The organism is Bradyrhizobium erythrophlei (assembly GCF_900142985.1).
Classification (GTDB): domain Bacteria; phylum Pseudomonadota; class Alphaproteobacteria; order Rhizobiales; family Xanthobacteraceae; genus Bradyrhizobium; species Bradyrhizobium erythrophlei_B.
Genome location: NZ_LT670849.1, coordinates 7,259,145 through 7,281,564, shown reverse-complemented (window position 1 = coordinate 7,281,564; position 22,420 = coordinate 7,259,145). Strand labels below are relative to the sequence as shown.

Sequence of the window (22,420 nt, the reverse complement as noted above, 5' to 3'; positions counted from 1 at the left end):
AAAGGAGACGATGAGATCTTCAGGATCGCGTGGCGGGGCACCAGGGTAGCGGCATCAGCGGCATATAGTGCTGGTTCCACTCGCACACCGATTCCGGCCCGCGGCGCTGCAGCGCGTATTTGACCGGTTCAGCCTGACTGACCACGATATGCAAACCGAATAGCACCGCGGCGATCGGGAATGCCCACCGATGGAAGCGCAGATCCGCAAGGCGATCGAGTAGCAGGGCGCCCGCCAGAACGATCAACGGGTCGGTGATGATGAAATATTCGGATTTCAATGCGCGCCTTACGCCCAGGGCGTCGATCCCGATCGAGACCGCCAGGAGAAGCAACGCCTGGATCGCGGCCTGCCTTTCGCCCCGGCTCCACGCATAGGCGATGCCGGGCACGATCAGCCAGGTCAGGAAAACGGTGGGGCGGGGCGATGAATGAAGGACGAATGAGTAGCGGGCGGCGACCGAAACGATGCCGTCGAGCAACAGCCGGAAAATATCTGCAAACCCGGGTTTGTTTGCCGCTTCCGCCGTTCCCGCGTCGACGAACATCAGCATCTTTTCCAGCGGGTTGAACACGGCGATCACGTTGTTCGCATTGTAGTCGAGATTGAGCGCGAGCAGCGCCAACGTAGCACCTGCGGCCGCCGCAGCCATCGATACGATCGTCTCTGCCGCACTGATACGCCAGATCGCGGCATAGATCAGCATGCAGCCGCCGATCAGGAACAGCACCGCCGCCTGATAGATTCCAAAGCGGCCGAGCAGGAGCGGACGGAAGCCTGCCGCATCGAGAAGCGTGCGATCAAAGCCGGTCGCGATCAGCGGCCAGGCCGCGTAAGCCGCTGCCGCCGCCGCGACGAGCGAGGCAACGGCAACCGGAAGCGCCGATCGGCGACTGCGCCAGAAGGCAACGCTCGCGCTCTCGGCGCCGCCAAACGGCAAGATGAGCACAGGCAACGCCGCGACCAGAAGGAATGCCTGCACCTTGTTTTCCAGACCGAGCATGCAAAGCGCGGCCGCGAGCGCGATCAAAAGCGGGCGTGCAAGGCTCGCGCGGCGTCCGATTACGATCAGGATCATCAGCGCGAACAGGACCGGGCAGGCCGCGACGAGCTCGGTGCGCAGGATACGGGCGTGCACGGCCAGTCCGCCAGAGAACGCAAATGCGAAGGTTGCGATGAGCGCGAGAGGCCAGTCGCGGGCGATGGCGCGCATGAGGCCTGCAAAGATCAGCACGGTGCCGGTTGCGATCAGCCAGGCGAGGAGGCGGCCGGCGCGAACCGCACTCGTCATCGCGGCGTTGAAGGCCTCAGGGTTGGAAGCCGGAGGCATGCTCGACAGCGACCAGGAATCGAGCAGGCCCAGCCGATGCAGCGTCTCGAACCAGGTCTTGACCGAGACGATGGTGAGGTAGCCGGTATGGTCGAAGAACTGTTGCGGTTTGCCGTCGTTGAGCAGGAACGCGTTGTAGATCACCATGAAGTCCATATCGGCGTTGCGCCAAAAGGCCACGGCGTACCCGCAGAAGAAGAACGAGGCCGCAAGGCCCAGGATGATCGCTGTCAGTCCCCATCGCCAGCCGAGAAAGGTCAGCGGCCCGAGGGCATCAAAACGAGCGCGCTTGAGCGTTGAGTTCGCGGAAGGATCCATGCCGGCCGTCTTTTAAGCACGGCCGGGAGGATTGGGAACCGGTTTCTCGGAGGCCGCTCGACGACGCCGCTTAACGCAGCGAAACGATGAAGTCCGTGCCTTCGCCGGTTTCGCCGCCGGCGATCCCCTGATCCGAGACGATGATCGATCCACCGGTCGAGACGGCCTCGTAGATTTTTGCCATCACGTCGGCAGGCAGGTTGAGGCGGTCGAGTGCCTCGGCCGGGCTGTCGGGTGCGGGCGCAGGCTTGGCCTCGGTGGCAGCGGGACTTGCGATCTTGCGGCCGCGTGAAACGCGCACCTCTTCCACGTGCCGGGCGGCCGCTTTGGCCGGCACCGGCAAGGACACCACCGACCAGCGCAGGGTGTTGGCGTCGTTCTTGTCGACCTGCGCGGTGAAAATGTGGGTACCGAGCGGACGTTCATCGGTGGCGATCGTCACTGGTACATCGAATAGCGGTGCGAAATTCTGGCGAATGTAGAGTTTGGAATCCTTGCGGCTGACGAAAACCGCGATCTGTTCTGTCTTCTTGAGCGGAGGGCCCAGATAGGCCTTTGCGGTATCGCTCTTGAGGTCTCCCTTGAGCGGCATTTCGTTCGTCGCCGCAGGCGGCGCGATTGCGGCTTTGGCCGCCTCAGTGGCCGGCGCCGGGCTGACTGCGGCATTGTCGGTGGGCCTGGCCGTTTTGCCCGATGCTGCTTCGGACTTTGCCGGCGGAGCAGGCGCGGCGTCGGCCGGCTTGGTCTCGCCGTCCGCTACCTTGGCCGGTGGCGTTTCGGCCGGGCCATCACTCGAAGGCTTTGCTTCGCTCGACGCCGTTTCGTCTTTTTTAGTGGCGGACGGATCCGTTTCCGGTTTCGGAGTGTCCGTTTCGGCCGCGATCCTTGAGGCAGCCTGTTTGCCGGAATCGGTCGCGTCAGAAACCGCAGTCGTCTGCTGCGTCGGTTGTTCGCTACCGGGTGCAGCGTCCGACATCGTGTTTGTTGCGAGTGCTGCGGGCAGCGCCCCACTGGCGTCGGCGGTCTTCACCTTTGACGCCGCCTCGCTCGCGGTCCTGACATCATCGGTGTGACCGACCGTCGGGCGCAGTTCGATCGCAGGATCGGCCGCCGGCGTCTTGATCTCGGTGGTTTTGATTTCGAGCTTTTCGGTTGTTGGAACCGGAGCCGCATCCGCCTTCGTTTCTTGTGCAGCGACCGGTTGCGGCGCGACTTTCACCGATGCAAGCAGCGGATGCGAGAAGCTCTCCGGCGTAATCTCTCCCGGCGTGACGATGACGCGCGCGCCCATCCTGGTCCAACCGTACATCTTGACGGCGAACGCCATCGGCAGACGAATGCATCCGTGCGAGGCCGGGTGACCTGGCAGTACGCCGGCATGCATGGCGATACCGGACCAGGTGATCCGCTGCATGAACGGCATCGGCGCGCCGCTATAGATGTTGGATTGGTGGAATTTCTGCTTTTGGATGACGCTGAAAACGCCCATCGGCGTCGAATGACCGGGCATGCCGGTAGAAACCGGCGATTCCGCGTACAGCCCGTTGGCATCATAAATCCGCAGCTTCTGCTGGGCGATGGAAACCGAGATGATCAGCGGCCCCTGCGGCTTGGATTCCTTTTCGACGATCGCGGGTTTCTTGTCGCCACGGCGTTGGGTTTTGGCGCTTCGTGCCGGCGGTTTCCGCGGTGCGGGCGCGGGCTCGGTGGCGGCGGGCGAGGAGTCCTGCCAGTAATAAATCGCGGCTTCCGCCTGCGACGAGACACCAACCGTTGCGGTTGCCGCGAGAACGGCAAATCGCCAGAACCGTCCGCTTCCCAAACCAAATCCTTGTCGGCTCACGCGAGTGCCTTCCATCTTTCAGCTTCTGATAAGTGTTGCAGACGCGATTCTCGTTCACCAGCCTAACGCTTCGAAAGCCTGCGCTTTTGGCTGCAAGAGTAACAAAAAAGCCTCACCCAATATTAACGAGCGGCGCCCGCGAGCCTTTCCATCGCTGCGGCCGACACCTACATCGTGGAAATTCGCTAGCGCTGCCAGTTCGAATTCCACATCTGGTGTCATCACCTGGCGTCCACGACGGGCCTTGAGTCAAAGCTATGTGAGATCAAAGGCTTGCCGCCGCTCCTTGGTTCCCGGTCATCGGGCGCGAAGGACCTTTCCGCACCACAATTTCGCAATCAGGTATCTGGAGACCTTCATGGCACGTGCTGCACGCCAATCTCATGGCATGAGGTGGAGAATCAGGCTGCTGGTTCTCGTCACACTCACATGGGCCGGATCACCCGCATGGGCCGGCGACGAGCCGGATCTGATCTTTCGCCGTTCCACGGTGTTCAAGTTGCTCAGTCCCAATGACAAGCTTGCGACCTACGGCATCGACGATCCCGTGGTTGAGGGCGTCGCTTGCCATTTCACGGTGCCCGAGCGGGGTGGCGTCAAGGGTTGGCTCGGAATAGCCGAGGAGGTCTCGGACATTTCGCTCGCATGCCGGCAGATCGGCCCGATTCATTTCAAGGGCAAGACGGCGCAAGGCGAGGACATGTTTCGTCAGCGACGATCGGTTTTCTTCAAGAAGATGCAGATCGTGCGCGGCTGTGACGCCAAGCGAAATGTGCTGGTCTATATGGTGTACTCGGACAAGCTGATCGAAGGTTCGCCAAAAAACTCGACCTCGTCGGTGCCTGTCATGCCGTGGGGGCCGACTGATGCGACGGTCCAGAAATGCGGTGACTTCATCGAATAGCGGGAAAGGCACTCAGGGTTTTGGAGGGGCCGGCCGTGGGCGCACCGATTGCGTCATGGGATATGGCGCCCTGCGGCTGTTGGGATCACGGCAGCCGACCAGATGCACGAACTGTTGCGGTACTGACTCATTTTCGTTGCAGCCGTCAGGCCGGCGCTGTTCCGCCATGACGCCACAGTTCTTGCTGGTGTCCACGCTCGGAATCGTGACGTGGCCGAGATCGGCAGTGCCGCCGTTGCCCATGACGTTTCCCTGTTGCATTTTTGGGGTAACGCGCAACCACAGACAAAGTTGCGGAAAATCTGGATGGCGCACTTCGCAATCGTTCAATGAACGAGTTGTGCTCGTCTAGTGCCACTTTGCTATTTGAAGTTCCTGCAGCACAAGCGGCGAATTCGATCCAGGAACTTCAAATAGCAAAGTGGCACTAGAATCATGAGTTTGCTAGTGCCCATAACTTTCCGAAGTTCGCGAAAGGTGGGTGCTGAGACGTAACACGAACTTCGGAAAGTGGGCACTAGCGGCCGACAAGACGATTGAAATCGCTGGCTTTTACTTCGACTTGATGCCGAGGCGGGGGACACACTTTCGCGCGCGCGCTACGCCGCCGTCTGTCATTTTTGCGCCCGACAATTCCTTGACCTGCCCCGGCGGGCAGGTTCCGTCATCGATCCTGATCCGCTGCCCGAGTTTCAGATCGGGGACATCCTGCTCGCGGCCAAACGTCGTCGCCTGCGCACCTGGCGCCAGGCCAGACACAAGCCAGCCAGACACGGCCAGAACACAAAGAAACTTCAGCGCAAAAGGCTTGCCGAAAATCTCGTTCGAGAAAGAAGTGTTGCGCTTCATTGGAGATTTCCATGTCGAGGCAGCTCTGGCGCGGTCTCATTGAGACATCGTCGATTCTCAAGCATTGCGCCATAGCGCGGCTATGATGGCGTCCAATCCATCGGTGAGTGCTGCGGGGCCGGGCTGCAAGATCAAGGGCGATTTGATCTCGACAACCCGATCGTGACGCACCGCCGGAATATCCTCCCATCCAGCTCGCCGCTTGATCTTGTCCCGGACGACTTTCTTGCCGCACCAGGACGCCAGGATCACGTCGGGAGCCGCGGCGCGAACCAGGTCCGGCGAAATGATCCGGTCTTTCGCCGATGGGCGAAATCGCAAATCGGGCAAAATATCCGCACCGCCCGCGATCTCGATCAATTCGGACACCCAGCCGATGCCGCTGATCAGAGGCTCGTCCCACTCCTCGAAATAGACTTTCGGTCTGGGAAAGGGGCGCGCGATCGAGGCGATGTCGGCTAATCGCCGCTCGTAGCCGCTCGCCAGCTGTTCCGCGCGTTCGCTTGCGCCGACCAGCGCGCCAAGGGTGCGGATCATCGCGAAAATGCCGGCAATGTCGCGCTGGTTGAAGACGTGTATCGAGACGCCGGCGCGAACCAGTTCGGCGACGATGTCGGCTTGCAGGTCGGAGAAGGCGAGAACGAGATCGGGCTTGAGATCCAGGATCTTCGGGATGTCGGCCGTGATGAAGGCCGAGACGCGCGGCTTCTCGCGCCTGACCTGCGGTGGCCGCACGGCGTAGCCGGAAACGCCGACGATCCGGTCCTGCTCGCCCAGCAGATAAAGCGTCTCGACCGTTTCCTCGGTCAGGCAAACAATGCGGCGAGGCGGGAACTGGCGCATCGACCTCATAAGCAGAACAAAAGATCGCTTGTCACGGCCCGCCTCAATTGAAAATCTCGTTTTCCGGAATGCGCGTGCGGGAGGAAAGCACCATGACGCCGCTCGAAAAAATACGTGCGATGAAGATGCCCTTTGCGGAATTGAAGGGAGTGACTTTCGTCGAAGCCGACAAGGATCGCGTCGTGGCGAAGATGCTGGTCCGTCCCGATCTTTGCACGGTCAGTCAGAGCATTCATGGCGGCGCCGTGATGGCTTTTGCGGATTCGGTCGGCGCCGCGGCAACGGTGATCAATCTGCCGGAGGACGCCAAGGGCACCACGACAATTGAGAGCAAGACCAATTTCGTGGGCGGCGCGAAGGAGGGTGCCACTGTCGTCGCGACCGCTACGCCCGTCCATCGGGGACGGCGTACGCAGGTCTGGCAAACCCGGCTTGAAACAGAGGAGGGCAAACTGGTTGCCATCGTGATTCAAACGCAGATGGTGCTTTGAGTGGCGAAAGGGTTTTCGGCGTTAACCAGCGAAATTTACAGCGAAAATAGCTCTTGAATTCCATGTTGCGATGCACAATATGAAGTGATCTAGGGATTCGACGCCTCCTCGAGGGTGACCTAAGAGGAGATTTGACTTGAGCTACCAGAACCTTCCGGTTTCGGCCGTCGGCAGGGGCATCGTTCGGACGCTTCGCCAGCAGGAAGAGTTACCGCTGCTGCGCGATCATCTGCTTCGGCTCGATCACGAAAGCCGACATGACCGTTTCCACGGCTTCATGGACGACAGCTTCATCGAGCGTTACGCGGAAAAATGCGCGAACGACGGCACCGTTATCATTGCCTATCTCGAAGATGGCCTGGTGCGGGGCGCGGCAGAGCTGCATCCGCCGGAGACGTCGTCGGATTTGCTGCCGGAGATCGCTTTCAGTGTGGAGGCCGGCCTGCGCCGCCACGGCGTCGGAAGCCTGCTTTTCCAGAAGCTGATCGAGGAAGCGCGCGCCAAGGGCTACCGCCGTTTGCGGATCACGACCGGCGCGCAAAACGACGCCATGCGTGCGCTCGCCAGCAAATTTGGCGCGCATCTGAGATTCCGTCACGGCGAATCCACGGGAACGATCGATGTGGAGGAACAGCCGCGGCTTGAGCCTGCACGGCCTGCCGTCGCCACGCCGACAGATGCCGCGCGTGCGATCATCCACTTCAATCGCGCCTACTGGAAGTTCTGGTTGGGCTTCTACGGCTGGAAGCAGGCCGTTTAAACAACGCGACTGGCTTCAGCGTCGCCGGCGCCTCAGGTGCCGATCCGCTTGTCGTTGCCGAACCTCCGCACCACGCGACGTTCGACCACCACCGAGCGCTGCGCGCCCTGTTCGCCGGCGATCACGCGGGTGGCTGAGCGCGCCTGGATGCGGCTCGTCTTCTTCACCTCGGCGGTCACGGCTTCGAGCGGCATGCCCATGAGCGACGCCGCAATTTCCGCCTGCTCATTCAGGTCCTCGGTGATACCAGCCGCAGCGAAGATCGCCTCTTCGAGCGTGGGCGGATCACGCCGAACGCGCCGCGGTCCATATTTCGTATTCCAATCCTGGCTCATCGCCGACCCCATCGTTCTCGCGGCCGATATCTAGGGATGAGTATGTTGCATTGCAATATGAAACTGGTGTGGCAGGCCAGCTATGCACTCTCCAACTGCCCGCGCATCGTTTCGTTCACAGCAGCGCGATCAATACCGGTGAGTTCGATCGCCGGTTGAGGCCATCGCTTGAGCGCGGCATGTCCTGAGTCGGTCAGGGTGTAGACACCGCGCTCGACGCGGTCGAACCAGCCATAGACGTTGTGCAGCAGGATTTTCGGTGCATCCGGAATGGCCGGCTTGAGCTCGCGCACCTTGCGGGGGCCTTGCGACAAGGCCGAGGCGCAGGCCAATGCCTGCTGGCGGTAAGCGGTCATAATCGGCGCGCGCGTGCTGCCACCGAGCGCCGGGTCGCCCTGGCGCTTGCGATGCTCGGCAATCAGGCGCGAGCGGCGCTTCGGGTCCCGGCGCGGAACCGTTGTCGGCGAGACGATTACTTCTACCGTGCCTGATTTCGTGACCGCGAGCATGCCAAAGCCGAGACGGCGGCAAAGATTGCGGTAGCGCGCGTCGCTCTCCCGTCCCTTGCCGCGCTCGGAGAATTTCGCGGCAAGCCAGACTTCGTCGCACGCGCCGGCGCGATCGACCGCCTGCAAAACCAGTTCGAGATTGAATGCAAGCTTCAATTCGCCGATGACCACAATCGGCGGGTCGTCGCCGGAAAGCGCCACGAGATCGCAGCCGCCAATCTCGCCCTTGACCGTAAAGCCGAGCTTTTCGAGAAATTTTTTGACGGGCAGATAAAGCGCGGTTTCCAACAATTCATCCTGGAGTTATCGCCAAACGACTCAACGCGCGTCAGTCTACCGCCGATCGCAATCTGCGTGTGGCGATAAAGCGGCCGCTCCGCAAGCCATGCGCTAGACCCGCCCCAGGACCGGGAGCAGCGCGCCGGTGACTGCGCTTGCCGCATCGCTTGCCAAAAACAGGATGACCTCCGCCAGTTCTTCCGGCCGTACCCATTTCGAGAAGTCTGCGTTTGGCATGCTGGTGCGGTTGGCCGCGGTATCGATCGTTGATGGCAGCACGGCATTCACCGTGATCTTGCCTTTCCATTCGGCCGCGAGTGCCTCGGTCAGCCGATGCACACCAGCCTTCGACGCCGCGTAAGGGCCCATGCCGGCGCCGGCCTGAATCGCACCCATCGCACCGACATTGACGATCCGGCCCGCGCTGGAAGCCGTGAGATGGGGAATGGCCGATCGCGAGGCGTTCAGTGCTGTCAGGACATTGAGCGCATAGAGTCGCTGCCAGGTCTTCGGATCGCCTTCGATCGCCGTCTCAAAGGCAAACCCGCCCGCGATGTTGACCAATGCGTCGAGCCGGCCGAAATGCGCCGCCGCCGCATCGATTGCTTTTCTGGCTTGCGTTGCATCGGTCAGATCGACGCCACCAAGTTCGATCCGTTCGGCTGTCGGCTGTGCGGCCGACGCGGCATGGTCGATGGCGGCGACCTTGGCGCCCTTCGCCAGTGCGGAGGCGACGACCACTTTGCCGAGCGCCCCGGAAGCGCCGGTGACGATGAGGATCTTGCCTTGCATGAGAAGTCTCCAAAGTGGGGATGGAAAGCGGAATCAAACGACATTATCGCCCGGTAAATCCGCCGGAAATGCAGTCGCAATACTCCCCGCAAAAACACGTGGCCGGCCCTGAAATTCCAGCACTTATTCGCGATCGCTAAAATTTGCCGGGGTTTTGTAAGCGAAACGCAGAACCGTTGCGGTAGGGGTGAGGTTCGCTCGATAGAGGGGGTGGAAGATGTTGAAGCATTTGCCTGACCACGGTTTGCCGCTCGTGCAGCTCAAGGAGCAACGGCGTGACCTCGTGGTCGCCTTGCAGAACCGTAACGGCCCGGTCAACGGCTGGGAATTGATGCAGATTGCAGCCGTTCAGCAGGCGATTTCTGCATTCGAGGACGTCATCGCCGACCTCGACGCCGAAATGGAAATCGAAGCGGCGGCGTAAGCGCCGTCCTCTTCCTGACGCTGTACAGCTGTCGCTCCCGGCGCTATTGCAACCCCCATCCTTCAACAGGATAGCTTCGGGGGCGACGATGAAATGGCACAAGGCCGCAATCGGTGGGGCGGCGGTGTTCGCAGCCGGGTTTATTGCCCAGGCGTCACCAGCATCGGCACAAACGTTCGATTCCTATCGTTGCGCCGATGGCACGCATTTTATTCTGGCATTTTACCCCGGCGATAAGCGCGCCTATCTGCAAATCGATGGCCATCCGGTCACGCTGAAGAAGAGTTTTGCCTTGCCAGGCAAACGCTATTCCGGTGGCGGCGTGAGCCTCGTCATGACCGCAACCGGTATTCGTCTCAGACATGCACGGCGGCCGGCAACGGCGTGCGAGCTCTGACGAACCCTGCAAGCCGAATAGACCGGCATGTGCGCATCATGCCGCTGCGGCTGCCTTAGTGATCGCGGCCGCGCTCGGCGGCGGCTTCACGAATGGCGTCGTCGTGGTACCAGCTGCCGCTGCAAACGGCTTCGTTGACGCGCTCAAACGTCTGAGCGGGCGCAGAGTTGAATTCGTCCCAACGCTTTCCGCCGAGAGCTGCACGGCCCCCGGCAGGAAATTGGTAGATGCGCGCGGACTCCTGACTACCGTTCGTATTCATCGATATCTCCATTGGTCGAGACGCCTTCAACGCATGCTGCGCCCGACTCGTTCGTGTGCGGTTACTGGAAAGCCGATATCGGTCCTGCTCGCCTTCGGCGCAACCTGATTAAAATGAATTCATTTGATGATCAAAAACTATGCAGTTTTGCCTTTGCATCGTGCAGAGCAGGTCCGGGCTGACAGAACCTAAGACCAGACGCCGGGTTGCGGGCGGCGCCGTCTTTTCTTGGCGATTGTTGCGTGGCGCTGCCGCATCGTTGGCCCCTCCCGATGTGCTTTGCAGCGAATGCTGTAGAAACAGGCGTCAGCGCCGTGCGGGCGTGGTTCGGCTTGACAGCACACGCTGATTCGGCCGCGCGCCTTTGCCGCACCATCTCCTGTGCAGAAGCATCCAGGCGCGGGCTTCGACACCACGGTACCGCGCTGCAATAATTGGCACTTTTATTGCTTATTCATGACTGGCCCAACCGTGGCCGGGTACGTGTGTGGGTAGGATCCTCCGCGGTTCGATCTCACGCCTTTCATTCTCAACTCAAGAGAGGCTCAATGACCAAATACAAGCTCGAGTATATTTGGCTCGACGGCTATACGCCGACGCCGAATCTGCGCGGCAAAACGCAGATCAAGGAATTCGCGTCGTTCCCGACGCTGGAGCAGTTGCCGCTGTGGGGTTTCGACGGCTCATCGACCATGCAAGCCGAAGGCAGAAGCTCAGACTGCGTGCTCAAGCCTGTCGCGGTGTATCCCGACGGTGCGCGTACCAACGGCGTGTTGGTGATGTGCGAAGTCATGATGCCGGACGGCGTCACCCCACACGCGACGAACAAGCGCGCCACCATTCTCGATGACTCCGGCGCGTGGTTCGGCTTCGAGCAGGAATATTTCTTCTACAAGGACGGCCGTCCGCTCGGCTTCCCCACGACAGGTTATCCGGCGCCGCAGGGCCCGTATTACACCGGCGTCGGCTATTCGAACGTCGGCCCGGTCGCGCGCGAAATTGTCGAGAAGCATCTCGATCTCTGCCTGTTCGCCGGCATCAACCATGAAGGTATCAACGCCGAAGTGGCGAAGGGGCAGTGGGAATTCCAGATCTTCGGCAAGGGCTCCAAAAAGGCCGCCGACGAGATGTGGATGGCTCGCTACCTGTTGCAGCGGCTGACCGAAACCTACGGCATCGACATCGAGTATCACTGCAAGCCGCTCGGCGACACCGACTGGAACGGCTCGGGCATGCACGCCAATTTCTCGACGACCTATCTGCGCGAGACCGGCGGCAAGGCCTATTTCGAGGCGCTTATGGCGGCCTTTGAGAAGAATCTCATGGAACACATTGCTGTCTACGGGCCGGACAACGACAAGCGCCTGACCGGCAAGCACGAGACCGCGCCCTGGAACAAGTTCAGCTATGGCGTGGCTGATCGCGGCGCCTCGGTTCGCGTGCCGCACTCGTTCATCAAGAACGACTACAAGGGCTATCTCGAAGACCGCCGTCCGAATTCGCAAGGCGACCCCTACCAGATCGCTTCGCAGATTCTGAAGACAATCGCCTCCGTTCCGACGTCTTCCAAAGCGGCAGCCGCTTAAGTCACGTAGGACGCGCCCGCGGCGCTTGGCGCCGCCAGGCTCGACCTCCCATATGATCGGCCGGGGTGCCTGCTCCGGCGGATCATTGCGTTTTGAGAGCGCGATCCACGTGCTAGAAGCGGCCGCTGTCAAAGCGGAGTGCGGTGGATGGAAAGTTCGGTACGCGTGTTGTCGACGCTCGCTCTGGCGGGTGCGGTACGTGCTCTGGCTGAAAAATTCGAATTGAAGAGCTGCGCGCGCATCAATGCCGACTTTGCGCCGACGGTGAGGGTGCTCGAACGCCTCAAGGAAGGCGAAACCGCCGACGTTCTCATTCTGACCGACGAGGGACTTGCGGGCCTGATTGCGGTGGGCCGCGTGGTTGCGGAAAGCCGCGTCGATCTTGCGCGATCATGGGTGGGGCTTGCGGTCAAGGCCGGCGCGCCGCATCCGGACATCTCCACTGAAGCTGGCTTGCGGTCGGCGCTGCTTAGCGCGCGTTCGGTCGCCTATTCACGGCTTGGCGCCAGCGGGATTTTCTTTGCGCAACTGATTGCGAAGATGGGCATCGAGAAAGAAATCAACGCGCGCGCCACCATATCGCCGATGGGATTCACGGCCGAACGCATCGTCGCTGGCGAAGCAGACGTCGCAATCCAGCAGCTCAGCGAACTGAAGCAGGTCAAGGGTATCGAGGTCGTCGGCCCCCTGCCGCATCACTTGCAGACGCCAGCGGTGTTTTCCGCAGGGCGGACGACGGGCTCAAAGCAGGCCGCCGCAGCCGACCAGCTGTTGAAGTTTCTTGCGTCGCCGGCTGCGACGCCCGCGCTGATCGAGTCGGGCCTCGAGCGGCCGGCATAGCCACAGCCGCTACTTCGTGCCGTACATCCGGTCGCCGGCATCGCCGAGGCCCGGCAAGATATAGCCGTGATCGTTCAGCTTCTCGTCGATCGCCGCCGTCCAGATCGGAATGTCGGGATGCTCGGCCTGGAAATGATTGATGCCTTCGGGCGCAGCCAGCAGGCACACAAAGCGCATATCCTGCGCGCCACGGGTCCGGAGCAGCGAAGCCGCCGCCGAGGCCGAATTGCCGGTGGCGAGCATCGGATCCATCAGGATCACGGTGCGGTCCGACAGATCGTGCGGTGCCTTGAAGTAATATTCGACCGCCTGCAAGGTCTGTGGATCGCGGTAAAGCCCGATATGGGCGACGCGAGCAGACGGCACCAGCGCCAGCATGCCGTCGAGAAAGCCGACGCCCGCGCGCAGGATCGGCGCAAAAGTCAGTTTCTTGCCGGCGATTTTCGGGGCCTTCATCGCCATCAGCGGCGTTTCGATATCGACCATCTCCAGCGGCAGGTCGCGCGTCACCTCGTAGCAGAGCAGCATGCCGATTTCGTTCAGCAGCTCCCGAAAGCCCTTGGTGGAGCGGTCAGCCTCGCGCATCAGCGACAGCTTGTGCTGGACGAGGGGATGGCTGACGAGATGAACGTCGCTGTTGGAAAGCATGCAGTCTCCTGGCGGCTTATTTCCCCCGAGATAATCCCGGTTTTTCGCGCGATGTCGAGACCCGCCCGTTGCCGTTCACCGGGCAGCCGAAGTCGCTCGGGAGCGGGTCGGCGTAACAACCGCCCCTGCGAAGCGAACGCTATCAACGCGACCGTTCACAGCCGCCCGTCAAAACGCCTGGCTACGAGACCGACCTGCTGTATCTCTGCGGCATCGCTGCGCTGGTGCTCGGCGGCTCCGGACCGCTGGCGCTGGACCGCGATTTGCTGCGCGTCTGGACCAAATCAGGCGCCGCAACTGAAAGTTGATCGCGCTAGCGCGCGGTGCCTTGATCGGCGTGATGATGGCTGGCGGACTTGTGATGTACCGGCGTCGGCGCGGCGTCACTGCCAACGCCTTCGTGGCAGGCCATCTCGACCCAGGTGCCGTCAGGGCCTTTCTGATAGGCGTGACAACCCGACGACGCCGGCGCTTCCTCGACGGCTTGGGCGTTGGCATTGGCGTGGGAATTCGGGCTCGTATCTTTCGCCGGGGCGGGCGAGGCGAGGGCTGCCACAACGGCGACCGAACCAACGAAGATCGATTGTGCGATCCGCATAGGAGCTCTCCGAGAAATGGATCATGATGACCACACTCAAAAAAAGAAAAAGTTTGGCGATTTTTGGCCAGAGCCGGGCCAGTACGTCTTTTGGCTAAGCCCCATGCCTAACAAAAAGAAAACGGCGCCGTCGCATTCTCGCTAACGGCGCCCGAGGTGGGCTTTACCAGCCTGGGAGAAACGTCAGAGCCCGCCCACGCCACGCTGTTTGGCACGGCATGCGGGACCAGGGCCGCGCATGTAGTGACGCTCGGGCCGATAGGGATCGCTCGCCATCTGGAACAGGCGCTGCCAACCCTCGACGAGCGCGATCAGGCGATGACGGAACGGAATCGAGGAGGCGAGTGAGACCAGCATGGGACTTCTCAGTGAGACTTGCCGAGGACGGACGTGAAAGGCACCGCGAAGACCTCGTGGCCGAAATCGTCGCTCGCGTGCAACGTCCAGCCGCGCCAGTCTTCATTGGAAGGCGCCATCACCAGCTCGCGCACAACGCCCGCCGCCTGCGCCATGGCTTCGCTCAGGCTGCTGAGAGGGGCTGACCGCCGATCGATCCAGATGCCCGCGTCGTTGGAACAGTGGAAGAAGAGATGAGCCATGGTCCGTCTCCTCGAAGAGAGAAACGTGATGCGTGGTTCTACATAACAGCAGTCGCTGAGTCGGAGAATCCGGTTCAACGCGGTGAGTGAAACTACGGGGAATGCAAACAATTTTAGTCAAACTCGCTTGCGTGTGACATCTCGGACAACGGGTATCCGATTCGATTGACTCAGGAATTTCGAAAGGACCCGAGTCGGGCTTTCGCGTTCGTCATTCCGGGGCGCGAGCGGAACGAGCGAGTCCTGAATCTATCTGGTAGCGAGAACGTCGGGAGCAACGGATTCCGGGGCCAGCGCGTTCGGCGCATCCCGGAATGACGGTGGAGGTTGTTCGACACTTCAGGTCGCCGCGGAATGACGGCGATTCCCCCACCGTAGTGCTACGGTCTGGCGGGCGATGGTGATTTTCCGTATCGAAGCGTCACTAACCCTGTCGGCTGGAGGCCATTGGGGGTGGGGGGATAGCTAGCGAGGCCCGGTCTCCTAGGCTCACCGGGCCTCGCGTTCACTTCTAGAAGCTGATTTTTGCACATCGGCAAGCCGGCCACGGCTACAACACCGAAACAGGTGTTTTGTCGATATTCTCCGTATTGCATTCTTCGTTCAGAACGCAAGCGACCTCCGATGAGCACCGGAGGCCGCAAGTCGTATTGGCGGATCAGTCGCGATCTCGCTGGCAATGACGGAACTGGTCGTCGTCGTCCCAGCCGACGCGAATGTCCGAGTTGGTGCAGCCGAAGAAGCCCTGCAGGCCGGGCTGGCCAGCATAGCCGAGGTGGTCGAGCCCGAAAATGTCCTCAACCGTCTTCAGCATCGAATAGTGGTTGAAAGGAACGTTGGACACGGTGCCAGGCTTGAGGAACGGCGAGAGCAGCACTCCGCCAATGCGATCACCGCCAAAGCCGGTGGTGGTGGTGAAGAAGTTCGGCGGCGTGCCGCGCGGGATGTTCTCGAAGCCAAGCTTCAGCGGCTGGCCGGGAACCAGCAGCGGCTCAATATTTGGCCCCGGTTGCTGACCGCAGCAGCTGATGCCTTCCGCCGTGATCTGGCTGTTCGCACCATCGAAAGTAAGACCGCCTTCGTCGAAGGTGACGATGATCAGCCCGTCTTCCTTGTAGGCTGGCGAGTTCATGATCAGCGGCACGGTTTGCTTCAGGAAGGCGTCGATAGAAACGAGGCCGCCGGGTTCGACCGTGTTCTTGCACTTCGTCGTGGTACCATTGCCATCATGGCCGTCATGGCAGAGGTTGGGAGTGATGAAGGAGAAATGCGGCGTGGTGGACTCGTGCGCCAGATCCTGCTGGAACTGATTGAAATTGACCACGTGGCGTGCGCACTGGCCGCTGTCGATCAGCGAATGGAAGTAGACGAACGGATTATGGCGAGCGGCGTACTGGTCGCCGCCCGGAAACGCCTCGGCCGCCTGTGTGCCGTCAACCTGGTTGAGCGCAACCTTGGTCACGCCGTTGACGGTGATCAGCGGCTGGCCGCAGGTCGCCTGCTCGCGGGCCGGATTCTTGCCCATGTCTTCCATGTAGCCCTTCCAGCTCAGGCGCGCGGCAGTGAGCTGGTCGCCGATGGTCTTGATCTGCGGCGGGTACACCAGCCGGTGCCGATGGCCTGGCCGTCCGGCGTGATGCCGGTGAGCTGGAAGTCGTCGTAGAAGGTGCAATCGACGCGGGTCTGCACTGTCGGCCCCTGGCCGCTGACCATCGAGATGTAGTTGTCGAGGCTGACATGGCCGGTGGCGTAATACTGGTTGAGCATGACGCCCTGGCTCGGCAAGGTCTTCGACAGGAAGGGCGCGAGCGAATTCGGCCCGAAGGTATCGTTGAAGCTCTCGTTTTCGAGCACGATGATCCAGACATGGCCGATCTTGCGGCCATCGAAATCAGGGAAACCGCGGAATGGATTTTCGGCGCGCGCTGCGGCGGAGGCCGCCAAGGCTCCGACGAGCAGGGCCGCAAGCGACCATTTGATGAATTTGAGCATGGACGATCCCCAGAGGCTGATGGGTTAATGAGCGGCGCGATGGGTTCTCCGAGCGCGCCGGGGGACGGTCGTAGCCAGCGATTGTTACAGGTGGGCGACGCCTGTTTGGGGTGCGGAAAATTGCCACGCTTGCGCGGAATGAGCCGCAAGCAGGGAATAAACCGGGCGCGCGTGAAGTCGCCGCAGCGATGCGCCGTATCGAGGCGAAGCGGCCGGCTCAGAACGCGGGGCGGGCGACGTGCCAGAGATTGGTCGCGTCAAACGATCCGAAGGTGTCGCCGGGCGCGTGATCCGATTGGAACGTATAGAGCGGGCGATAGCGATAGGCCCACATCTTGCTGCCGTCGCTGCGGGTGATCACGGTGAAATCGCCCTTGGCCTCGGCATCGTCGGCGGCGGCGAGCGGCCTCCAGCGTTCAGTGCATTTGCCGTCGCAGGTCGACTTGTTGCCGGAGGTGTCGCGGTCGAACGTGTAGAGCGTCATGCCGTCGAGATTGACGAAGATCATGCCCTTTCGGGTCTGCACCACCTTTACCGGAAACAGCGGCGCTTCCTTCTTCGGCGGCGGCGCGGGCTCTTCGCCATGCGCGAACGCGTCACCGGCCGACAGCAACAAAACGGCTGCCAACACTGCAAGTCTGAGCATCCTGGCCCCGCAATAAAGTAAATCGCGCGTTAACGCGCGCAATAAGCGGGAATCATACGGCGCGAAGGTTAGCGGTGGGTTTCGCAAACGCGAGAGCCGGGCGCTATTTCTATTTCCCGCGCCGCTCCTGCTCCTTCAGGAGATCCTCTAACTCCGTGCTCTGATCCTCGATCCGGTTCGCCAGCCGCTCTTCGTTCGCAGCCCCCGATTGCGCCGCCGCCTGTTCGGTGAGCTGGCGCAGGTTGTCGCGCAGTATGGCGATGCGGTTGCTGATCTCGGGATCGGAAAGCTGGCGGTAATCGGTCATGCGGAATGGCCCCCTGACGCGGCACTAGCCATCCTAGCCGAAGCGGACAGCGCCATCCATAGCCCGCCGATGCGCCTCGACCCCGATCGGACCGGAACCTGGCCGGGCCGAACGGCGCTATTGCGGTGCGGATGTCACGAGATGCAGCCGCGCCCAGTCTCCTTGCGGCACTTCGGTCGCATGGCGCTGTTCGCTGTTGCGGTCGACGATGTCGAGCAGTTCGGTGTCGACCCCCATCTCGCGCAGGTAGACGCGGAATTGCTCGCCATAGATCGTGGTCAGGTTGTCGCGATGTTCGTCGGAGACGTTCGGCGCCACGCGGTTGCGGATCTCCATGCCGGTCAGGATCACGCGCGTGCCCGGCGGCAGCGTGCGGTGGATTCCGCCGGCGAGGATCAGCACGCAGGCGATATCGCAGCGGGCATCTTTCGTATTGAGCGCGGCGTCCAGCGGTCCGCCCGTCCGCTTGAGCGCGAAGCAATCGGCGTCGGCCTTGCCGGCGCAGGCGGCGACTTCCGTCGTGCCTTCCGTGGTGTCGATGCCGCGCTCATGCAGGATGCGCCCGAGGCCCACGGCGACGTTGAGATTGGACTCGCCCCAGGAATGAATCACGATCGGAAGTCTGCGCCCGTTCTGGCGGTCGAGAATGTTGATCAGCCGCTTGTAGGTGTCCCACTGCACGGTGCCTTCGGCGGCGATCCAGTCGGAGCAACCGCGGCCGCAGGCGCCGTCCGCGCCGTGCGCGACATAGAAGATCATCGCATCCGGCGAGGAGTTGACGCCGCCGGCCGGCGGGCGCGTGGCGGTCTGGGCGGAGGCGGTGTGAGAGGCCGCGATGGTCATGAGAATGCCGAGAAGCCATGTGCGAAGCGCGCAACCAACCATGTCCGTAAGGCTCCCAAATCTTGCTTCTTTAAAGTCTTGCTTCTTTAAAGTCCTGCTTCTCTAAAGTCCCGCTTCCTCAATCCGGCGCCTGCCATATTCCGCTGCCGGGCACTGTCGCGCAAGCCGGTTCGCGGGGCCGGGTTCGCATGTCAAACGGCCGCTCCGGGCCTCATGGTTCGAGACGGCGCGAGAGCGCCTCCTCACCATGAGGTTTAAGCTTCCGCTTGCCTCGTCCTCATCCTGAGGAGCCGCGCAGCGGCGTCTCGAAGGATGGTTGCGTTCGCAGTGGTCACAGCGTTACATCCCCGCGACGCTCCCGCGCCCGAGTCATGTTCGAACTTCATCCCTCCATCACAGAGGGCGCAGGGAAAGCCGGGTGCTCGACACACCCGCAGCCTCGCGTGCAAAAGGTAAAAGCACACGAGTTGGTCACCACAGGTACGCCGGAGCGATCCGGCTTTCCCTGCGCGAAGGTTTTAACGGTTTCCTTCGTGCTCTCCCCGGTGATCGGGCTTTGTTGTCACCGCAAGCGTAATGCGAAAGCATTATCGCCAAATGCCAGCTTCGAGGCATCAGGACCACACGACTTCGCCGTCCGCTTCAATGGGCTTCGTCTTAGCCCATCGAGAGCGTCCATCGCATCCCGCATCCAACGTCCGTGACGATCGCGATACGCCCCTCCTGGTGGGTGCGGGATGGGGCGAGCTTCTAGAGATGATTTGCCCGTCGGCGAAAGCAAAAAATTTTCACGCGCGAGACTGGACAGTAGACTCAGCGTTGATCGGATTTGGAAAATTGGAGTTTTGGTGAAATGTCATCCGGGGCGCGACTTCTCGTGTCCCGGACGCGGCGCGGCATAAATGACGCGACGCAGAGCCGGGACCTATGGCTCGAAATCAATGGGCCCCGGATCAGCAGCGCAACACCATTGGCGCGTCTGTGGACGCACCTATGGCATTGCGCAGCGTCCGGGGAACGCAAGTCCCGTAATCACCGCGCCAGCGCGACCCAGCGTTCGGCCGCGCTGATCGCCGCGGCGTAGGGACCATCGGCCGGCTGTCCGCGATGCAGCGCCTTGCCGACTTCGCAGATCGCGAGGAACGCGCTGGCGCGCGCTTCCTCCGCTTCCAGCTCCTGCGCGCCGCCGCCCTGAACCAGCGGAATGAGGCCGCTCAGGATCGGCAAAGCCTCCTGCGCCGGCTTCTGTCCGGCGAGTTTTAGCGCATCGAGCACTTGCTGGGCGGTTTCACGTTCACTCATGGCAAAGCTCTCGAACTATTCCGCCGGATGCGTTTCAGCCAGGGGACGCTTGCGCGGCCAATAAAGAATCAGGACCAGCGTGCTGCTCGCCAGCACCAGATAGGCGTTGAAGGCGTAGGCGGCAAACGTCGTTTCCTGCACCGAGAAGATGCCGAGCACCATTCCGACGAACGAGATCAGATAGGTGGAGCGCGCCTCGGTCGCGGGCGCGACCCACGCCTTGCGCAAGGTCGGAAGGGCCGCGGTCGCATCGCCCAGGATCGACAGCACGATGGCGGTGACGGGATCGCCGGTTAAGGCCCACAGCGCGAGCGCCGCCAGCGAGCAGGCGCCGCAGGCATAGTCGAACGGCCCGAGCTGCCACGAGCCTGTTCCGGCGATGAAGGAGGCGAGCACGACGCAGGCGGGACCCGCGCCGACCGACAGCACCACCAGTGTCGAAATGCCGACGCCGGATTGCCACTGCGCGAGGCCTCCGATCAGCGGCACGAATGCCCAGAGGAACCAGGTGACGCGGTTCGGCGTCGCCTCGCGCCTCAGGATGGCGCGGACGTAACCGAGGCAGGCGACAAAATTGACGACGGAGCCGAGAATGGCGAAGGCGGTATGCATGGGGCCAAACTGGCACCGATCGCTGGGGACGGCAACCGCCGCAGGCGCATCTCGCGCGAGGCGATATAGCTCGTGTCCCGGACGCGCCGCGGCATGAAATGACGCGACGCAGATTCGGGACCTTTATCTTTAATCGCAGAAATGGACCCCGGATCAGCAGAGCATCGCCATAAGCGCGTTTACGCGCGTCTTGGACATAGCGACGCGCTGCGCAGCATCCGGGGAACGCAGTGCCGCCATTGCTCCGAAAGCCGAACGATTTTCAGTCGCAGCAAGCAGCAACCGCCTCAGGCTTTCTCGGAAAAATTTCCAATCCAGCCTTGATCGATGGTAGGTCTTACCGATGCGACCGCTTCGGTATTCCATCAACGTCACGCTGGATGGGTGTTGCGATCATCGTGTCATGATCGCCGACGAAGACCTGCATCGTCACGCGGCCGAGAACATCGCGCGGGCCGATGGCCTGATCTTTGGCCGGGTCACCTACGAGATGATGGAGGCGGGCTGGCGGCCGGTGGCCGAGACGGGAGCAAGGCCCGACTGGATGCCGGATTGGATGGAACCCTTTGCCCGGACGATCCACGCCGCGAAGAAGTACGTGGTGTCGAGCACGCTGGAGCGGGTCGATTGGAACGCAGAACTACTGCGCGGCGATCTGGCGGACGCCGTCCGGGAGCTCAAGCGGGAGCCGGGCACGGGACTGTTTGTGGCGGGCGTAAAGCTGCCGCTGGTATTGGCGGAGCTCGGTTTGATCGACGAATACGAATTCGTGGTGCACCCGAGGCTCGCGGGCCACGGGCCGACGCTGTTCGCCGGGTTATCGAAGCTTGTCGACCTCAAGCTCGTCGGCCGGCTCGAGCTCGGCTCGGGGGCGGTCGCGATGCGGTATGTGCCGAAAGCGTAGCTGTTGGGATTGCCTCGGCCAGTACGGCGTGTCCCGGACGCGACGCGGCATGAAATGATGCGTCGCAGATCCGGGACCTATTGCGCGTATCGGAATGATGGACCCCGGATCAGCAGCGCATCGCCATAAGCGCGTTTACGCCCGTCTTGGACATAGCGGCGCGCTGCGCAGCATCCGGGGAACGTGCGCCGCTATTGCTCCAACAGCCGCACGACCTGCTTGCCGCTGTTGAGCGACTTGAGTTCGTTGACGTAGTTCTCGGGCCGGATCCAGCGCGACGGCGTCTTCAAGCCCATGAACTCGGCGATGTCGCCGATGAAGCTGTTGCAGTTGGAGATCTCGGCGCTCCACACCGGCGAAGACTTCTTGAGCTTCTCGATGTAGGCGAACACCCGCTTGGCGTCGGCTTCGTTCAGATAGACCTTGTAGTGCGCGAGGAGGTAGTCCGGATCGAGATCGCCGTAGCTGGCGCCGGTTTCCGACGGCACCCAGGTGATATAGCCGAGCATATACTCCGCAACATCGCCCTTCGGTGTCAGCCCTGCCACCTCGACGGCGCGTTCGCTGGACTTGCCGTACCAGACGAATGAGTGTCCCCAGCTTGCCGCCGTGCGCGCGCGGAAGTCGACGTAGTAGGGGCCTTTGGCGGATGACGCCTGTGGCTTGCGCGCCGGCCGCGCTGACGCAGCGTCAGCCGGCGTCTCGATCGAGGCGACGACTTTGGCGTCAGAGTTGCGCGCGCTGTCGCCGGCGGGCGCGGCGTGAACCGCGCCCGTCAAAGCGATCGTCAGCGCGCACAGCGCCACATAGCCCAGCCTGCTGGTCATACGAGGAGGCTCGGTAGACTCAGTAGCGGGCGGCGACCGGACCCTTGCCCCACGGCGACTTGCCGATCGGGGACTTGCCGATCGGCATCTTGCCGACGACGGGAGCCTCGGCATAGCGCGGCGCGGGCTGGCGCTGCGGAAGGTCGGCTGCGGAGGCCGCAGTCATCAGGGCAAACACGGCACCGGTAGCAATCAGCACTTTCACCACGGAAGTTCTCCTTCAGAGTTTGGTAGAAATCGACTGCGTATTGCCGACTCTTTCCGATAGTTGCGCGTTACGGTGAAGCGTCGGAATGGGGTCACAATGCGGCCGACTCGCGGCATGGACAATCACAACGGGGCGACGTCGTCACAATATCGCCGGGGTGTGTCGTCTGGGC

The 22,420-nt window shown here is 61.9% G+C and carries 29 protein-coding genes; 8 read left to right on the top strand and 21 right to left on the bottom strand.

From position 1 onward, the window contains the following. Positions 1–19: 19 nt before the first annotated feature. Entirely contained in the window at positions 20–1,648 is a 1,629-nt protein-coding gene (locus BUA38_RS35030; RefSeq protein WP_072825317.1) for a hypothetical protein, read from the bottom strand. A 70-nt stretch (positions 1,649–1,718) separates the two neighbouring features. Further along, a complete protein-coding gene (locus tag BUA38_RS35025) occupies positions 1,719–3,491 on the bottom strand; it encodes a L,D-transpeptidase (protein ID WP_338076311.1) in 1,773 nt (590 codons plus the stop codon). Between the two features lie 388 nt (positions 3,492–3,879). Between BUA38_RS35025 and BUA38_RS35020 the strand changes: the two genes are divergently transcribed. After that, positions 3,880–4,395 (top strand): CreA family protein, encoded by a 516-nt coding sequence (locus BUA38_RS35020; protein ID WP_172806178.1) that lies wholly within the window; start codon positions 3,880–3,882, stop codon positions 4,393–4,395. Positions 4,396–4,947: 552 nt separating this feature from the next. Here BUA38_RS35020 and BUA38_RS35010 read toward each other — a convergent pair. Both BUA38_RS35010 and BUA38_RS35005 read right to left on the bottom strand, forming a co-directional pair. Further along, positions 4,948–5,244, bottom strand: coding sequence for a DUF6719 family protein (locus tag BUA38_RS35010; RefSeq protein WP_244553144.1), 297 nt, complete (start codon positions 5,242–5,244; stop codon positions 4,948–4,950). Between the two features lie 57 nt (positions 5,245–5,301). Further along, positions 5,302–6,087 (bottom strand): cobalamin-binding protein, encoded by a 786-nt coding sequence (locus tag BUA38_RS35005; RefSeq protein ID WP_072825313.1) that lies wholly within the window; start codon positions 6,085–6,087, stop codon positions 5,302–5,304. Between the two features lie 92 nt (positions 6,088–6,179). Here BUA38_RS35005 and BUA38_RS35000 point away from each other — a divergent pair, with 92 nt between their 5' ends. Together BUA38_RS35000 and BUA38_RS34995 are read left to right on the top strand one after the other, a co-directional pair. After that, positions 6,180–6,578 carry a PaaI family thioesterase gene (locus BUA38_RS35000; protein WP_072826677.1) on the top strand — a complete coding sequence of 133 codons (399 nt, stop codon included), beginning with the start codon at positions 6,180–6,182 and terminating at the stop codon, positions 6,576–6,578. Positions 6,579–6,714: 136 nt separating this feature from the next. Then, positions 6,715–7,338, top strand: a complete 624-nt coding sequence (locus BUA38_RS34995; RefSeq protein ID WP_072825312.1) for a GNAT family N-acetyltransferase — start codon at positions 6,715–6,717, stop codon at positions 7,336–7,338. Between the two features lie 32 nt (positions 7,339–7,370). Here the strand turns inward: BUA38_RS34995 and BUA38_RS34990 are convergent, their stop codons facing one another. The 3 genes from BUA38_RS34990 to fabG form a co-directional block, all read right to left on the bottom strand. Continuing rightward, positions 7,371–7,673 carry a hypothetical protein gene (locus tag BUA38_RS34990; protein ID WP_072825311.1) on the bottom strand — a complete coding sequence of 101 codons (303 nt, stop codon included), beginning with the start codon at positions 7,671–7,673 and terminating at the stop codon, positions 7,371–7,373. Between the two features lie 80 nt (positions 7,674–7,753). Further along, positions 7,754–8,470 (bottom strand): DUF2161 domain-containing phosphodiesterase, encoded by a 717-nt coding sequence (locus tag BUA38_RS34985; protein ID WP_072825310.1) that lies wholly within the window; start codon positions 8,468–8,470, stop codon positions 7,754–7,756. Between the two features lie 102 nt (positions 8,471–8,572). Next, on the bottom strand, positions 8,573–9,253 hold the full coding sequence (gene fabG, locus BUA38_RS34980) for a 3-oxoacyl-ACP reductase FabG (protein ID WP_072825309.1): 681 nt from the start codon (positions 9,251–9,253) through the stop codon (positions 8,573–8,575). 217 nt (positions 9,254–9,470) lie between these two features. Here fabG and BUA38_RS34975 point away from each other — a divergent pair, with 217 nt between their 5' ends. Both BUA38_RS34975 and BUA38_RS34970 read left to right on the top strand, forming a co-directional pair. Continuing rightward, a complete protein-coding gene (locus tag BUA38_RS34975) occupies positions 9,471–9,677 on the top strand; it encodes a hypothetical protein (RefSeq protein WP_072825308.1) in 207 nt (68 codons plus the stop codon). An 88-nt stretch (positions 9,678–9,765) separates the two neighbouring features. Continuing rightward, positions 9,766–10,074 (top strand): MliC family protein, encoded by a 309-nt coding sequence (locus tag BUA38_RS34970; protein WP_072825307.1) that lies wholly within the window; start codon positions 9,766–9,768, stop codon positions 10,072–10,074. 55 nt (positions 10,075–10,129) lie between these two features. Here the strand turns inward: BUA38_RS34970 and BUA38_RS34965 are convergent, their stop codons facing one another. Then, complete coding sequence (locus tag BUA38_RS34965) at positions 10,130–10,336, bottom strand: DUF2735 domain-containing protein (protein WP_072826676.1); 207 nt, start codon at positions 10,334–10,336, stop codon at positions 10,130–10,132. Positions 10,337–10,884: 548 nt separating this feature from the next. Between BUA38_RS34965 and BUA38_RS34960 the strand changes: the two genes are divergently transcribed. Continuing rightward, positions 10,885–11,922, top strand: coding sequence for a glutamine synthetase beta-grasp domain-containing protein (locus BUA38_RS34960; RefSeq protein ID WP_072825306.1), 1,038 nt, complete (start codon positions 10,885–10,887; stop codon positions 11,920–11,922). Positions 11,923–12,069: 147 nt separating this feature from the next. Continuing rightward, the gene (locus tag BUA38_RS34955) at positions 12,070–12,762 is read left to right on the top strand and encodes a substrate-binding domain-containing protein (protein WP_072825305.1); all 693 of its coding nucleotides are present in this window, start codon (positions 12,070–12,072) and stop codon (positions 12,760–12,762) included. Between the two features lie 9 nt (positions 12,763–12,771). Here the strand turns inward: BUA38_RS34955 and upp are convergent, their stop codons facing one another. The 11 genes from upp to BUA38_RS34910 all read right to left on the bottom strand — a co-directional run bounded on the left by upp (position 12,772) and on the right by BUA38_RS34910 (position 20,309). Then, the gene (gene upp, locus BUA38_RS34950; RefSeq protein WP_072825304.1) at positions 12,772–13,410 is read right to left on the bottom strand and encodes a uracil phosphoribosyltransferase; all 639 of its coding nucleotides are present in this window, start codon (positions 13,408–13,410) and stop codon (positions 12,772–12,774) included. Between the two features lie 313 nt (positions 13,411–13,723). After that, positions 13,724–14,008: a hypothetical protein gene (locus BUA38_RS34945; protein WP_072825303.1), complete on the bottom strand. Its 285-nt coding sequence runs from the start codon at positions 14,006–14,008 to the stop codon at positions 13,724–13,726. 183 nt (positions 14,009–14,191) lie between these two features. Further along, positions 14,192–14,365, bottom strand: a complete 174-nt coding sequence (locus BUA38_RS37760) for a hypothetical protein (protein WP_172806138.1) — start codon at positions 14,363–14,365, stop codon at positions 14,192–14,194. An 8-nt stretch (positions 14,366–14,373) separates the two neighbouring features. Then, positions 14,374–14,607: a DUF6894 family protein gene (locus tag BUA38_RS34940; RefSeq protein ID WP_072825302.1), complete on the bottom strand. Its 234-nt coding sequence runs from the start codon at positions 14,605–14,607 to the stop codon at positions 14,374–14,376. A 658-nt stretch (positions 14,608–15,265) separates the two neighbouring features. Continuing rightward, positions 15,266–16,210: an alkaline phosphatase family protein gene (locus BUA38_RS34935; RefSeq protein WP_197685896.1), complete on the bottom strand. Its 945-nt coding sequence runs from the start codon at positions 16,208–16,210 to the stop codon at positions 15,266–15,268. Beyond that, complete coding sequence (locus BUA38_RS37845; RefSeq protein ID WP_197685895.1) at positions 16,156–16,599, bottom strand: hypothetical protein; 444 nt, start codon at positions 16,597–16,599, stop codon at positions 16,156–16,158. Before BUA38_RS37845 ends, BUA38_RS34935 begins: the two co-directional genes overlap by 55 nt. Before the next feature lie 217 nt (positions 16,600–16,816). Continuing rightward, complete coding sequence (locus BUA38_RS34930; protein WP_072825300.1) at positions 16,817–17,245, bottom strand: COG4315 family predicted lipoprotein; 429 nt, start codon at positions 17,243–17,245, stop codon at positions 16,817–16,819. Positions 17,246–17,354: 109 nt separating this feature from the next. Next, positions 17,355–17,552: a hypothetical protein gene (locus tag BUA38_RS34925; RefSeq protein ID WP_072825299.1), complete on the bottom strand. Its 198-nt coding sequence runs from the start codon at positions 17,550–17,552 to the stop codon at positions 17,355–17,357. A gap of 117 nt (positions 17,553–17,669) precedes the next feature. Further along, positions 17,670–18,437, bottom strand: coding sequence for a hypothetical protein (locus BUA38_RS34920; RefSeq protein ID WP_244553143.1), 768 nt, complete (start codon positions 18,435–18,437; stop codon positions 17,670–17,672). Between the two features lie 990 nt (positions 18,438–19,427). Next, the gene (locus BUA38_RS34915) at positions 19,428–19,697 is read right to left on the bottom strand and encodes a hypothetical protein (protein WP_072825298.1); all 270 of its coding nucleotides are present in this window, start codon (positions 19,695–19,697) and stop codon (positions 19,428–19,430) included. Positions 19,698–19,712: 15 nt separating this feature from the next. Then, on the bottom strand, positions 19,713–20,309 hold the full coding sequence (locus tag BUA38_RS34910; protein WP_072825297.1) for a hypothetical protein: 597 nt from the start codon (positions 20,307–20,309) through the stop codon (positions 19,713–19,715). A gap of 343 nt (positions 20,310–20,652) precedes the next feature. Between BUA38_RS34910 and BUA38_RS34905 the strand changes: the two genes are divergently transcribed. Continuing rightward, positions 20,653–21,213 carry a dihydrofolate reductase family protein gene (locus BUA38_RS34905; protein ID WP_072825296.1) on the top strand — a complete coding sequence of 187 codons (561 nt, stop codon included), beginning with the start codon at positions 20,653–20,655 and terminating at the stop codon, positions 21,211–21,213. Between the two features lie 191 nt (positions 21,214–21,404). Here the strand turns inward: BUA38_RS34905 and BUA38_RS34900 are convergent, their stop codons facing one another. Both BUA38_RS34900 and BUA38_RS34895 read right to left on the bottom strand, forming a co-directional pair. After that, complete coding sequence (locus BUA38_RS34900) at positions 21,405–22,040, bottom strand: hypothetical protein (RefSeq protein ID WP_072825295.1); 636 nt, start codon at positions 22,038–22,040, stop codon at positions 21,405–21,407. A gap of 19 nt (positions 22,041–22,059) precedes the next feature. Next, complete coding sequence (locus tag BUA38_RS34895) at positions 22,060–22,248, bottom strand: hypothetical protein (protein ID WP_083587890.1); 189 nt, start codon at positions 22,246–22,248, stop codon at positions 22,060–22,062. Positions 22,249–22,420 lie beyond the last annotated feature (172 nt).